The sequence below is a fragment of the Arthrobacter globiformis genome (genome assembly GCF_030815865.1).
Taxonomy (GTDB): domain Bacteria; phylum Actinomycetota; class Actinomycetes; order Actinomycetales; family Micrococcaceae; genus Arthrobacter; species Arthrobacter globiformis_B.
On record NZ_JAUSXI010000001.1, the window covers coordinates 4685241 to 4697306 of the forward strand.

Annotated in this window: 15 protein-coding genes; 8 read left to right on the forward strand and 7 right to left on the reverse strand. The window is 66.2% G+C overall.

The features are described 5' to 3' along the window. Positions 1–105: 105 nt before the first annotated feature. From QFZ33_RS21850 to QFZ33_RS21860, 3 genes are read left to right on the forward strand one after another with little or no spacing between them, the layout of a single operon-like run. Complete coding sequence (locus QFZ33_RS21850) at positions 106–840, forward strand: GAF and ANTAR domain-containing protein (protein ID WP_307030918.1); 735 nt, start codon at positions 106–108, stop codon at positions 838–840. Positions 841–850: 10 nt separating this feature from the next. Beyond that, positions 851–1588: a DUF72 domain-containing protein gene (locus QFZ33_RS21855; RefSeq protein WP_307030920.1), complete on the forward strand. Its 738-nt coding sequence runs from the start codon at positions 851–853 to the stop codon at positions 1586–1588. Between the two features lie 52 nt (positions 1589–1640). Next, entirely contained in the window at positions 1641–2714 is a 1074-nt protein-coding gene (locus tag QFZ33_RS21860; RefSeq protein WP_307030922.1) for an App1 family protein, read from the forward strand. A gap of 12 nt (positions 2715–2726) precedes the next feature. Here the strand turns inward: QFZ33_RS21860 and QFZ33_RS21865 are convergent, their stop codons facing one another. Together QFZ33_RS21865 and QFZ33_RS21870 are read right to left on the reverse strand one after the other, a co-directional pair. Further along, the gene (locus QFZ33_RS21865; RefSeq protein ID WP_307030924.1) at positions 2727–4295 is read right to left on the reverse strand and encodes a GH1 family beta-glucosidase; all 1569 of its coding nucleotides are present in this window, start codon (positions 4293–4295) and stop codon (positions 2727–2729) included. A gap of 66 nt (positions 4296–4361) precedes the next feature. Then, entirely contained in the window at positions 4362–4754 is a 393-nt protein-coding gene (locus QFZ33_RS21870) for a VOC family protein (protein WP_307030925.1), read from the reverse strand. A gap of 181 nt (positions 4755–4935) precedes the next feature. On the opposite strand from QFZ33_RS21870, the gene QFZ33_RS21875 reads away from it, so the two are divergent. Continuing rightward, positions 4936–6450, forward strand: coding sequence for an AAA family ATPase (locus tag QFZ33_RS21875; RefSeq protein ID WP_307030927.1), 1515 nt, complete (start codon positions 4936–4938; stop codon positions 6448–6450). Between the two features lie 29 nt (positions 6451–6479). On the opposite strand, the gene QFZ33_RS21880 is transcribed toward QFZ33_RS21875, so the two are convergent. From QFZ33_RS21880 to QFZ33_RS21890, 3 genes are all read right to left on the reverse strand, one after another. Then, positions 6480–6869: a hypothetical protein gene (locus tag QFZ33_RS21880; protein WP_307030929.1), complete on the reverse strand. Its 390-nt coding sequence runs from the start codon at positions 6867–6869 to the stop codon at positions 6480–6482. A 33-nt stretch (positions 6870–6902) separates the two neighbouring features. Then, positions 6903–7241: a J domain-containing protein gene (locus QFZ33_RS21885; protein ID WP_307030931.1), complete on the reverse strand. Its 339-nt coding sequence runs from the start codon at positions 7239–7241 to the stop codon at positions 6903–6905. 96 nt (positions 7242–7337) lie between these two features. Next, positions 7338–7760, reverse strand: a complete 423-nt coding sequence (locus QFZ33_RS21890; protein WP_307031948.1) for an Hsp20/alpha crystallin family protein — start codon at positions 7758–7760, stop codon at positions 7338–7340. Between the two features lie 140 nt (positions 7761–7900). On the opposite strand from QFZ33_RS21890, the gene QFZ33_RS21895 reads away from it, so the two are divergent. Then, complete coding sequence (locus QFZ33_RS21895) at positions 7901–8215, forward strand: MerR family transcriptional regulator (RefSeq protein ID WP_307030933.1); 315 nt, start codon at positions 7901–7903, stop codon at positions 8213–8215. A gap of 10 nt (positions 8216–8225) precedes the next feature. Here the strand turns inward: QFZ33_RS21895 and QFZ33_RS21900 are convergent, their stop codons facing one another. Beyond that, positions 8226–8531 carry an MmcQ/YjbR family DNA-binding protein gene (locus QFZ33_RS21900; protein WP_307030935.1) on the reverse strand — a complete coding sequence of 102 codons (306 nt, stop codon included), beginning with the start codon at positions 8529–8531 and terminating at the stop codon, positions 8226–8228. Between the two features lie 4 nt (positions 8532–8535). Further along, positions 8536–9312: a phosphatase PAP2 family protein gene (locus QFZ33_RS21905; protein WP_373427315.1), complete on the reverse strand. Its 777-nt coding sequence runs from the start codon at positions 9310–9312 to the stop codon at positions 8536–8538. Positions 9313–9463: 151 nt separating this feature from the next. Between QFZ33_RS21905 and QFZ33_RS21910 the strand changes: the two genes are divergently transcribed. The 3 genes from QFZ33_RS21910 to QFZ33_RS21920 all read left to right on the forward strand — a co-directional run bounded on the left by QFZ33_RS21910 (position 9464) and on the right by QFZ33_RS21920 (position 11768). After that, the gene (locus QFZ33_RS21910) at positions 9464–9706 is read left to right on the forward strand and encodes a hypothetical protein (protein WP_307030937.1); all 243 of its coding nucleotides are present in this window, start codon (positions 9464–9466) and stop codon (positions 9704–9706) included. Between the two features lie 162 nt (positions 9707–9868). Next, entirely contained in the window at positions 9869–10066 is a 198-nt protein-coding gene (locus QFZ33_RS21915) for a hypothetical protein (RefSeq protein WP_076800319.1), read from the forward strand. A 115-nt stretch (positions 10067–10181) separates the two neighbouring features. Further along, on the forward strand, positions 10182–11768 hold the full coding sequence (locus tag QFZ33_RS21920) for an alkaline phosphatase D family protein (RefSeq protein ID WP_307030940.1): 1587 nt from the start codon (positions 10182–10184) through the stop codon (positions 11766–11768). Positions 11769–12066: the final 298 nt, after the last annotated feature.

Consider the following 12066-nt stretch of genomic DNA (forward strand, 5'->3'; position numbering starts at 1 on the left):
ACGAGGGGCGGCCGGGTGTAGCCTGAAGTTAGGCGGAGCGGCCGCCCGAAGCCTTGCCTCGTTATCCCGGTGCTGCCGGGTTAAAGGGCGGAAGTGGAGCCTTGCGTGAATACTCGCCTGAATGAAGTTAACGTGGTGGGGCACGTCCAGGACATGTTGCTGGACACGCAGGACGTCCAGGATTTCCTTGACGAGTTGGCACGGTTCTCTGCGGAGAGCATGTCGGGGCCACGCGGCCCGATCTATTGCGGCATCACCCTCCTGCGGCACCGTTCGGCGGCCACCGTGGCAAGCAGCAGCGAGCACGCCCAGGCGGTTGACGAGATCCAGTACCAGTTTCGCGACGGCCCCTGCCTCCGCTCCTGCCGGGAGGGTGTCCTGGTCCACGTTCCGGACTTCGCACTCGATTCGGAGTTTCCGGATTACAACGTCACCGTGCTGAAGAACGGCATCCGTTCGGTTTTGGCGGTCCCCTTCGAGCTGCCCGGCGCCGACGCGCGGGCGGGACTCAACCTGTACTCCGGGAAGCCGAATGTCTTTGACGCAGCTGCCGTGGAGAGCGCCGTCAGCTACGTACGGCAGGCCTCCAAAGGCCTCCGTCTCGCGGTCCTCCTGGCCCAGCGCACCGACAACGCCGCCAATCTGAGGAAGGCGATCGAGTCGCGGACCATCATTGATACGGCCGTCGGGATCATCATCGCGCAGAACCGCTGCAGCCAAGAGGACGCCATCAACCTCATCAAGTCGGCGTCCAGCACGCGCAACCTGAAGCTGCGCGACGTCGCTGCTGCCATCGTGGAGTCTGCCGGCGGCGGCCCCGTAGCCACCCACTTCGAGTGACGTCCCACGGGTGAACATCCACATCGGAACGTCCGGCTGGAGCTACGACCACTGGGAAAATGTGCTGTACCCGCCGGGGCTTCCAACCCGTGACCGGCTGCAGCACTACGTTGCACGGTTCAGCACAGTGGAGCTTAACGCCAGCTTCTACCGCTGGCCGCGGGACACCACGTTCGCCGGCTGGCGGACCAGGCTGCCGGCCGGTTTTGCCCTGTCCGTCAAAGCCCCGCGCGGCCTCACGCACGGCAAGAAGCTGTACGGTCCCGAAGTCTGGATCGAACGGATCTCGCGGTGCTGGCACGAACTCGGCGACAAGCGCGCCGTGCTGCTGGTCCAGCTTCCGCCCGGCATGGCGAGGGATGACGCCCGTCTGGGCTATTTCCTCGGTGCCATGCCCGAGTGGATCCGGGTGGCCGTGGAATTCCGCCATCCGAGCTGGGAGCAGCCGGAGGTGTACGGGCTGCTGGAACGGCACGGGGCCGCGTACACCGTCATGAGCGGCGCCAGCCTGCCCTGCAACCTGCAGGCGACCGCCCCGTTCGTCTACGTCAGGCTGCACGGGCCCGACCACCAGCACCTGTACGGCGGCTCCTACTCGGACGAGGAGCTGGGCTGGTGGGCGGACAGGATCCGGGAGTGGCGCAGCTCCGGACGGGAAGTCTTCGCGTATTTCAACAACGACGGCGGGGGCAACGCCGTGCGTAACGCCGCCACCCTGCGCGGCATGCTGGGAGACGGCAGCGAGTAACAGAGCGCAGGCGGGCAGCCCATGGGCGCCTGCCCTGTGGCAGAGTGAAGGCATGGACATGGCGTCACAGGAATCACCGTTGTCAGGGGCGAGTCTGTCAGGGACGCGCGCCTTCCGCCTGGCCCACCGGCTCTCGGATGCGATCAATACGACGCGCCTGAAGGCCGCCCGCCGCTGGAAGTTCGAGCCCAAGACCATCGCCTACCAGGGTTACGGCTCCACGGAGTGGGTCCGGGTCCTGGGCAGGGTGGTGCTGGCCAGCAAGCCCGTGCCCGGAAGCCGCGCGGACCATGCCGCCCGGAACGGCACGGAGAATGTGCGGGGCTGGCGTGCCTTCACCAGCGTTCCCATTCCCGGCTCCGAGGTGGAGATCGAGATCGGCGGAACAGTCACAAAGGTCAAGGCAGACCGCGGCGGGCTGGTGGACATCGATATTCCCGTGTCCCTGGCCCCGGGCTGGCACACCGCCGTACTTCACTCAGCGGGCACCGAACCCACGGAAGCCAGCATCTTTGTCATTGGCCCGGACACAAAGTTCGGCATTGTCTCCGACATTGACGACACCGTCATGGTGACGGCACTGCCCCGGCCGTTCCTGGCGCTCTGGAACACCTTTGTGCTGAGCGAGCGGGCCAGGATGGCTACCCCGGGGATGGCGGTGCTGCTGGACCGGCTCAATGTGGAGCATCCCGACGCGCCGGTCATCTACCTCTCAACGGGCCCTTGGAACGCTGCGCCCACCCTCGCAAGGTTCCTGACCCGGAACATGTATCCGGCCGGCCCGCTGCTGCTGACGGACTGGGGGCTGACCCAGGACCGCTGGTTCCGCAGCGGCCAGGAGCACAAGCGCCGCAACCTCGAGCGGCTGGCGGCGGAGTTCCCGCACATGCGCTGGCTGCTGATTGGCGACAACGGGCAGCATGACGAGCAGATCTACTCGCAGTTCACACAGCACAACGCGGATAAGGTGGCGGCCATCGCCATCCGGCAGCTGTCCGTGAGCGAGGCAGTCTTCGCCGGCGGCCACTCCGAAGACGGGGACCACAGCGCCTCGACGGTGCCGTGGATCTACTCCCCTGACGGGGCGGGCATGGCCCGCCAGCTCAGGGAGCTCGAACTGCTCTAGAGCGCGAACTGCTTAGGCGACCGGCCCGCCGTCGGACGTTCCGCCGTCGGACATCCCTGCGTCTGTCAGCATTCCCTCAGTCACGGCTCCGTCCGGCCCTGCAGCCGCAGCCGCGACGGCGGCATCCGCGGACGCGGCCAGCTTCCGTTCCTCCTGGAGTTCCTGGAACCAGTAGAAGGAGGCCTTCGGCGTGCGCACCTGCGTCTCGAAATCCACGTGCACCAGGCCGAACGGCTGCTTGTAGCCGCCCGACCATTCGAAGTTGTCCATGAAGGACCAGACGTAATAGCCGCGCAGGTCGATCGCCTCGGCCTCGCCGCCGGGGGCCGTGGCACGGAGGGCGGTGCCGAGGTGGTCCGAGAGGTAGCGGAGCCGCCGCTCGTCGGGGATGAAGGTCTTATTGGTGGACTTGTCGAGGACCCTGATGTCCTCGAAGCTCGCCCCGCCCTCCGTGATGATCACGGGCGGAAGGTTCGGGTACCGTTCGGCCATCTCCTTGAGCGCCACGGCCATGTATTCCGGTTTCACGGGCCAGCCGTAGGCAGTGGTTTCGGTGTCCGGCCACGGTTCGATGTGCAGCGGGGCACCGGGCGTGGCGTCCTTGAGGTCATCCCCCATCGCCTCCGCCATCGCCGCCGGAACGGGGCTGTCTCCCCCGCCCGCCGCCACCCGGGTAGGCATGTAGTAGTTCATGCCGTAGAAATCCAGCGGCTGGGAGATGACGGCCATGTCCTCGTCCGGATGGTCGAAGGACGAGAAGAACTTCGCCGCCCGGACCAGGTCCGGATATTTTCCGGTGAGCACCGGGTCAGAGTAAAGCCGGTTCTGTGCCACATCCATGGCTCCGGCACTGATCCAGTCGAGGGGGTTACCCGAGTTGGGCACCACTGGCGAGTACACGTTGGTCATGCCGATTTCGCCGGGCACCTTGGCGGCCCGCAGGGCCTGAAGGGCGAGGCCGTGGCCCAGCAACTGGTGGTGCACGGTGGGCAGGCCGTTGGCGAGGTCGGCCTTTCCCGGGGAGTGCAGGCCCAAGGCATAGCCATTGGTGGTCACGGTGGCGGGTTCGTTGATGGTGACCCAGCGCGCCACCCGGTCCCCGTACGCGGCCGCGGCGATGGCCGCGAACTCGCCCAGCCGGTAGGCGGTGTCGCGGTTGAGCCAGCCGCCGTCCTCATCAAGAGCCAGCGGCGTGTCCCAGTGGTAGAGCGTCACCATCGGCGAAATTCCGTTGGCCAGCAGCTCATCCAGCAGCCGGTCATAGAAGTCCAGGCCGGCCCGGTTCACCGCTCCGCGGCCGTCCGGCTGGATCCGCGGCCATGCCAGCGAGAACCGGTAGGAATCGATGCCCAGTTCCTTCATCAGGGCCACGTCCTGCGGCATGCGGTGGTAGTGGTCGCATGCCACGGCGGGGCTGTGGTCGTCCACGATCGTCCCTGGCTTGGCGGCAAAGACGTCCCAGCCGGCGGGTCCGCGGCCGTCCTCGTCTAGAGCCCCTTCAATCTGGAACGCGGCTGTAGCCACCCCCAGGGTGAATCCCGTTGGAACCATGGCGGCCAATTCTTTGGCGGAAGGATGCATCGCTGGACCTCTGTGACGTTGTGAAAGGCCCGTAGGCCGAAACTTCAGATTGCCGGAGTCTACCGCTCAGGGCGCCGCGCTGCCCGGATTTATCACGGAAATCACGTTGCCGGCCGGGTCCTTGAACCATGCGATATCCGGGCCCATCCCCCGGGCTATTCCTTTTTCATCCGTGGGGAGGCCGGGATCGTCGTAGATCTTGGTCTGGACGCCAGCCGCGTTGAGCTCGTCAACCGCCGCTTCGACGTCGTCAACCACCAGGTTCAGGACGGTGAAGGTGGCTGGCTCATGGTTGTCCTTGGGGTAGACAAAAATCCTGTGGCCCTCGGGCATGGACAGCTCCAGCGTGCCCATCGCGCCGTCGGACACGGCCATTCCCAGCGTCTGCCCGTAGAACTCCCGGGCGCGTGCGACGTCGTCAACGCTGAAGCTGGAAAACGAACCCTTGGGCGCAAACATGGCCTTCTCCTTCGACGGCTCCGGTCCTTCCACAGCTCAAGACGACTGCGGTACCTCTGGACTGCGGTACCTCCCAGAATGGCACAGGCCGGGGCCGCTGACGAGGGGCCGATCGGGTTCCTGGCAACGCCCCGCCTCCGGCCGCGGCATGGTCTTGACCGCCGCTGGTAGGGTCTGCGGCATGGATGAAAAATTGGGGAAGTTCATCGATGATTTCGCGCAGCTGGTGCAGATCGCCCAGTCCGGGCAGCACCGCGTAAGGGCCGGAGGGCAGCTGCTGACAACAATCACCGAACATCTGGCGGTGCCGGCCGAATCACTCGCTGTGGTGGTGGAGGAGGTTCCGGCGCACCGGTTCGTGGACGCAGACATCCTGATGGCCGAGCTCGCCGCCGAGGACGCAGAGTTCCGGCTGGTGGGCATCGGTGGCGGTGACCAGCGCCACCATCAGTCCCTGAGTGACATGTTGCAGCAGTCGCAGTTTTTCCCACAGTTTCCGTTGTCGCAGCCCGATTACATCAACCTGGCTGTGGGGCCGGAGGAACAGCGGCAGGCCGTGGCTCTGGGCCTGTGGCTGTTCAGGCATGCGGGCAGCCCTGTTGCTGTCTTGCAGCGGGACGCGGCGCCGCGGTACGGGCGGCAGACGGCATGCCTCGAGGTTCTGGCTGCCGACGCGAAGAACGCCGCGGACTTCCTGGCCGAGTTCCGCCGACGCATGCAGCGCGGCAGCGTCCTGAAGGGCCAGGTCATTTCCCTGGTCATGGGAGAGTACGGGCCCAGCACCGGAGGCGTGACGTTCCACGCCCGGCCGGAACTCACGGCCTCCGACGTCATCCTGCCCCAGGGGCTGCTCCGGAAAGTGACCGACCATGCCCTCGGCATCGCCGCGCACCGGGAGTCGCTGAAAGAGTACGGCCAGCACCTGAAGCGGGGCATCCTGCTGTACGGCCGCCCGGGGACCGGCAAGACCCACACGGTGCGGTACCTGCTGAGCCAGAGTGCCGGCATCACCGCGATCCTGCTGTCCGGAGGATCCCTGGCCAGGATTTCCGAGGCGGCCGCCATGGCGCGGGCCCTCCAGCCTTCGATCGTTGTGCTTGAGGACTGCGACCTGATCGCCGAGGACCGGAGCTTCGGGCACGGGCCGCAGCCGCTGCTGTTCGAGGTGCTGGACGCCATGGACGGCCTGGACCACGACGCCGACGTCGCGTTCGTCCTCACCACCAACCGCGTGGACATGCTCGAACGCGCCCTTGCCCAGCGCCCCGGCCGCGTGGACCTCGCGGTGGATATTCCGCTGCCGGGCGCGGATGAGCGCGTCGGGCTGATGACGCTGTATGCGCGCGGCATTCCGTTCAGCCCGGATGCTGTCCGGGACGCCGCCGCCCGCACCGAAGGAACAACGGCCTCGTTCGCACGCGAACTCGTCCGCCGGGCCGTCGTACGGGCCGCACTGAACGCCGCACCCGTGTCGGACAGTCACCTGCTCGGGGCGGTGGAAGAACTGATGGCCGACGGCGAAACCCTCACCAGGAGCCTGCTGGGCAGCGGCCCCGCCGGCGGCGGCGGGGACGGACAGGGCGGCTTCGGCGGTCCCGGCCTCCCCGGGCCCGTACTTGGCGGGCCGGGTTTTCCCCGGCCCGGCTTCTTCCCCGGGCCTGACTTTGGCAGCGTTGGTTTCGCCGGGCCGGGTTAGTCCGCCAGCGGGGTTAGTCCACTCACGGGTCAGTCCACCACCGGTGGCGGGCCGAAGAGGAATTCGTTGGCATGGGACACGGCCTTGCGGAAGGCATCATTCCGCAGGGCCACCAGGTTCGCGGAGCTGGCCTCACCAGGGTCAAGGAACTGTGTATGGCCAGGGCGAAGCACCCAAATGTCCCCGGCTGGCGGGAGGTAGAACACCCCGAACGTACGGTGCTGGCGGTCGTCGTCCGACCAGATGGGCACCACGGCCAGGGCGGCACCGGTTGTGGGATTGATCCACTGTGCTCGGGGAAGCGGCTCCTCATGGGCCTCGGGGTCGAGGAACGGCGCCGTGCCCTTGCCCCAGCGCTCCTCGAAGCGCTCATGGAACGCCGGAATCAGATGCGAGTCGTAGCGGCGCCAATCGCTCATGGTTGTGGTTCTCCTCTGACGTTCAAGTCGGATTCAGGCCCAGGGTCCGCTCTCCCACCGGACGGGGGTGACGCGCAGCGGCGGTTCACGGTGCCGAATTACGTGGACTGGAATGCTTTGTGGCTGGCTGGCTGATGGTTCGGGAGCCCCGGCACGAAGGACCTCGCGATCGTAGGCGGCCCGGCGCTTCGGGTCCCGAAGCACGGAGAAGGCCCGCATGACGAGTTGCAGTTCGGCTGGTACCGCTTCACCGCTGGCAACATCGGGATGGTGGCGGCGCATCAGCGCGCGGTAGGCGCGGGCGACTTCCTGCTGCGACGCGCGGTGCGGAATCTGCAGCACCGCATAGTAATCCGGTGCGGGTCTGGTCATCACTGAAGCCTGTTGCAATTGCAGGGGTTGTTGCTGGTTGCCGCTGGCAGGGGCGGCCTTAGACGACGGCCGCCCCTGCCAGCGCGGAGGCCCCGGCTACGTCTCGATCTGATGCAGCTGGCCCTTGCTTTCGATCTCGATCTTCCGCGGCTTGGCCTGCTCGGCAACGGGGATCCGCAGCGTCAGCACACCCTGGTCGTAGTTGGCCTTGATCTTGTCCGCGTCCAGCGTGTCCCCGAGAATGACCTGGCGGCTGAAGACGCCGCGCGGCCGCTCGGAAACCACCAGCTCAACGTTTGGCTGGGTGGCATCCCGGCGCTCCGCCCGGACAGTGAGGACGTTCCTCTCAACGTTCAGATCCACGGCGTCCGGCGAAATCCCGGGCAGGTCAAAGGCCACCACAAACTCCCCGTCTTCCTGCCACGCATCCATCGGCATGGCCGCCGGACGGGCTGCTGTTCCGAAGACCTGCTGGGTGAGTCGGTCCAGCTCACGGAACGGGTCAGTACGGATTAGCATCATTTCCCACTCCCTTCAGCATGTAGGTTTTATGGCTATCCACCACCATTTATCTATGGTGCCGGATATAGATTTTTTATAGCACCGGTGACAAACTGGGGCAAGGGGGAAAATCAAGAAAAATCTGGACGGGGAATCACATGGCCAACCGGGACAGCACCGGGCGCGGGCTGTACGCCATTTCAGTGGTGGCGGAGCTCGTGGGAACGGGCCAGCAAAACATCCGGCTCTATGAGCGCCGCGGCCTGCTGACCCCGGAAAGGACCGACGGCGGCACCCGCCAGTACAGCGAATCTGACCTGGCGGTCCTGCGCCGCATCGCTGAGCTCCTGGACGAAGGGCTCAACCTGGCGGGCGTGGCAAAGGTGCTGGAACTGGAAATGGACAACGCCCGGCTGCGCCGTCAGCTGCAACTAGCCCGGGCCCGGAGCGCCCGCCCGGACGGCGGCGATTGATCCCTGCCGGCTACAGCCGGCCGCCGGCGAGCAGGAAGGAATCCTCGAGCAGTTCGGCGAGCTGGTCGCCGTCGACCCTTGAAAGCCGGACAAGGACCAACTGCGGCGAACGCTCATGGTGCGGCGTCCAGAAATACGTCTCCGGATCCGTGCCTGCGAGAGCCTCGCGCTCCCCAGTCTTGACCGTGAGCACGTCCGATTCCCAGATGCGGGCCATCAGGGTTTTAGCGAACCAGGCTGGCTGGTTCCAACTGGCGCGTTCGGTCACGCCCGGCAGTGCAAGGCAGATCCTGCGAACATCGGCTTCGGTGGCCATGCTTTCAGTCGGGGGTGTCGGCTTTGGAAAGCTCGCCCGTGACTTTCTCGCCCGGCACCCGGGCGGTGCGCCAGGTGTCGATGGCTATCACGGCGCCGAGCACCACCAGCGAGAGCGCCACAGAAGCCACGGCGTCGCTCACCCAGTGATAGCCAAGGTACAGCCGGCTGACGGACGCCAAGATTACTCCGATGATGGCGCAGACGAAACCGACCACCGTCGTCTTGGGTTTCCGGTGGCGGGAAAAGACCAGGAACGCCGTTATCAGCAGGAAGTCCGAGGCCCCCAGAACGTGGCCCGAGGGAAAAGAAAAGGTGTGGTCTGCACCGAACAGCATCTGGTCCACGGGAGGGCGGTCCCTGCCGACCGACCTGCCGATGAGCTGCGCCAGTCCCACGCCGGTGAGCATTGCCGCCGCCAGCAAAATCGGCCGCCACGCATGCTTCGCCAGGATGCCCCATGCCACTGTGACAACAAGGACGATAATGGGCAGCGCCACGGGCCCGAAGATGACAGCCAGGACAATCATCACCACGGTCAGCACCTGCGAGCGGGTCGTCAGGAGCCACCTCCATGCCCCGTCATCGGCGCTGGCCAGCCCGTCACGATCCAGAACACCTGCGAGCGTTACGAAGAAGACGGCTGCCCCCACAACTGCTAGGACGATCGCCGTCACGTAGAGCGCTTTCCGCGCGCTGGGTTCCATGTAGCGTTCTTCAACCACAAACTTGTCGTGGAAGACGCGCCACCAGCCCTGGTTGCCCCTTGATTCTTCTGCCACCTGAAAGACCGCCTGTGCGCTCGGGAACGGATCCTGAATTGAAGGTTATCCCTGTTCCGCACCCGCCGGGCAGAAACCCGGAGCCCCTTACGGATGTCCTTCCCCGCTGTTACGGTAAAACTTCCAGCCCCACGAGGTCTCAGGAGACGACATGAGCACTGAAGGAACCGGCCAGGAAGACCAGAACAGAGGAACTTCACCGCAGACCCAAGGGGATGGCGTCCCGGACTCCGGCGCCGGCGTCGCGGTGGGCGCAGGCGAGCCGAACACGTTCGAACCGGAAGAGGGCACGGACAGCACTCGGACCGGAACGCCAGGCAACGACCAGATTGCCACCGCGGAGGACACCCCGGACGTCGAGGAAACACCGGTGGACACCACCGAACCCAGCTGACCTGGCTGCGGGGCCGCTTGCACTGCTGCCGGCCCGGCTGAAAGGCCCGGACACGCTTCCCGGCAAGACCGATCGACCCGTTCCGGTAGCCCTGTCCTGAATGACAGGCGCGGTGGATAATTAGTCACACATTGAAGTGGCAACGGGGCGACGGAGGCTGCCGTGAGGATCATCGGATTGCTTGTGGTCATCTGGCTCATCATCGGCGTATTCGCTGCGTTTCAGCGGGGCTACTTCGGCGGCTCCCCGGACTCGTGCACGGAGGCCGGAACCGTGGCGATCACCATCGCCGCCGGACCGCTCAACTACATGGGCGCCAACCCCAAGCTGACCTGCGAAGTGCCCCAGCCTTCCAAGTAGCAGCAGCCTTCCAGGTAGCAGCGGCCCGCCGCTTCGCCGGACGGCGTGTTACCGTTCACTCGCGATTCACGCGCGCGTCCTCGCCTGTCCAAGCTGCCTCGTTAGGTTCGGGACCATGGACATCACGCGCAGAACACTCATCACCAGCAGCCTCGGTGCCGGCCTCGTCATCGCGTTGCCCGGCAGCGCCGTCGCCGATCCCCGGAACGCAGAAGCGAGCCTCCCCACAGATCCCTTCACCCTCGGCATCGCGTCCGGCGACCCTTGGCCCGACGGTTTCGTGCTCTGGACCCGGCTCGCGCTCAACCCGCTCGCAGAAGACGGGCTGGGCGGCATGCCCTCCCGCGTTGTCGCCGTGGCGTGGGAGGTTGCCGAGGACCCTGCCATGCGGAACGTGGTCCAGCGCGGCGTGGAGCAGGCCCTGCCGGAAAGCGCCCACTCGGTCCATGCGGAACTGCGCGGCCTGGAGCCTGGGCGCGAGTACTTCTACCGGTTCCGCGCCGGCCGCCACATCAGTCCTGTCGGCCGCACACTGACCAGCCCCGCCTGGTACGAAACGCCGGCGGCCCTGGCCATGTCCTTCGCCAGCTGCGCCCAGTACGAGCACGGATTTTTCACGGCCTACCCCGCCTCGCCGAGGACCAGCCGGATCTGGTGCTGCACCTCGGCGACTACCAGTACGAGTACAAGAACGGCTCCTAGCGTGACCGGCGGCGGGAACGTCCGCGACCACGAGGGCCCGGAGACGGTGACGCTGGAGAACTACCGCCAGCGCCACGCCCAGTACAAGGCCGACGCCGACCTCCAGGCTGCGCATGCCGCGGCGCCGTGGCTGGTGGTCTGGGATGACCACGAGGTGGATAACAACTGGGCGGACGAGGTCCCGGAGAACGCGGACCCGGCCCAGCTGAACGACACTGCGGCCAACTTCAGGAAGCGCCGGGCCGCCGCGTTCCAGGCGTACTACGAGAACATGCCGCTCCGCGCACCGTCCATGCCCGCCGGGGCAGACATGAAGATCTACCGCACGGTTCAGTGGGGCCTGCTCGCCAACTTCCACATGATGGACACCCGCCAGTATCGCGACGACCAGCTGGCGGGGGACGGCTGGCGGAAGAACGTCCAGGAGCGCCTGGCGGAGAACCGCACCATCACCGGGGCCGATCAGGAGCAGTGGCTGTTGGACGGTTTCCGGAAGTCCAAGACACGCTGGGACCTCCTGGGCCAGCAGGTGTTCTTCGCCGAGCGGGACCGCAACCAGGCCGCCGATATCGACGACGTGTCCATGGACGGCTGGGACGGCTACGCATCCTCCCGCCGCCGCATCACCCAGGGCTGGGTGGACGCCAAGGTGCGCAACGCCGTCGTCCTCACCGGCGACGTCCACCGCAGCTGGGCCAACAACGTAAAGGTGGAATACAAGGATCCGGACGCGCCGGTGGTGGGCTCTGAGCTGGTGTGCACGTCCGTCACTTCCACAGGCAACGGCACGGGCTCCATCACGGACCCCACCATGGCATGGAACGAGCACCTGAAGTTCTTCAACGACCAGCGCGGCTACGTTCGGACCACCATCACGAAGGATTCCCTGACGGCAGATTTCCGGGTGCTAGACTACGTCAACACTCCGGGTGCGGCGGTCAGCACCAAGGCGTCCTTCCGGATCGACGACGGCGTGCCCGGCCTCCAGCGCCGCGTCTAGCCTCATCGCCCAAGAAAAGCGCGAACGGACACTCAAGCCCGCGCCCACCTAAGCCGCAGGGGCCGCAAGTGTCCGTTCGCGCTCAGTGGTTACCAGTCGTGGACCGTTCCGTCGACGAGACGGTTGTAGGGCAGGTAGGCCTGCTGGTACGGATACAGATCCATGCAAAGACACCCTGCAGGGCCAGTCACTTGATGAGTCACGTCCACGCGGCTGAACGGCCAGCACCACTCTGCCAGCCAGTCCCAGACCAGCCGCCACCATCCTCACGGACACTTAGGGCCCCGGCCACCCACGC